The 899-nt window shown below is 60.5% G+C and carries 1 protein-coding gene; it reads left to right on the forward strand.

All coding sequences use genetic code 11. The features are described from left to right. Positions 1-305: 305 nt before the first annotated feature. On the forward strand, positions 306-899 hold a 594-nt coding region (locus CKO42_RS26775), incomplete at its 3' end, for a sensor histidine kinase (RefSeq protein ID WP_242479741.1).

Below are 899 nucleotides of genomic sequence, written 5' to 3' on the forward strand. Positions count from 1 at the left end.
ACCAAAGGCGAGGCCTACGATCCAAAGCACGCCTTGAGTCAGGCGGTTTAACCGCCGCGAGCACCGATGAGGGATTGAGTCACATCCGAGCGAGCACGATCACCCACACCACGAGTTTCTAACCACGAGTTGCTAAGAGTGACTGTCACTGTGATGGCATGAAAGGCTTGTCCTGCATTCCTGAAACCCTGTAATCCTCACCAGCCGGCATCGCCGAGACTGAAACAGTGATAAGGACAGGAATGCGCGCGGATTCCATCAGGGCGCGAGGAGCGATCACGCCACCTCATCACGACGCCGGATATATGGCCGCAACGTTTCCTTCTGCTGAACAGTCAAGTGGCTCTTGCATCGCGGGGCGGACCATATATGAAGGCGAGCGGCTCAACCGCTACATCCAGAATCTGCTCGACATGACGCGACTCGGACATGGCACACTGAAACTGGAGCGGGATTGGATCGGCATCGACGATATCCTCAACTCGGCGCTGCGCCGCACCCGCGAGCTGCTGAGCCAGTGTCGTCTGGTCAGGAACATCGAGCCGGGCCTGCCGCTGCTCTATGTGCATCCGGCATTAATCGAGCAGGCGCTGGTCAATGTCATCGAAAACGCGGCAAAATTCTCGCCCGACGGCGGCGAAGTGCGGGTGGCGGCAACGCGGGAGGGCGCCGAGCTGCTGATCACCGTCTCGGATGAAGGACCGGGCATTCCACCCGATCAACGCGAACAGGTATTCAATATGTTCTTCACCGGCGGCGAAGGCGATCGGGACAAGCATGGCAGCGGACTGGGGCTGGCCATCTGCAGCGGCATGATCGGCGCCCATGGCGGGCGCATCGAGGCGCTTCCAGGACCGGGCGGTCGGGGCACCAGCATCGCCATCCATCTGCCGCTGATC

Origin of the sequence: Lamprobacter modestohalophilus (genome assembly GCF_016583905.1) — a bacterium.
In the GTDB taxonomy this organism is placed as follows: domain Bacteria; phylum Pseudomonadota; class Gammaproteobacteria; order Chromatiales; family Chromatiaceae; genus Lamprobacter; species Lamprobacter modestohalophilus.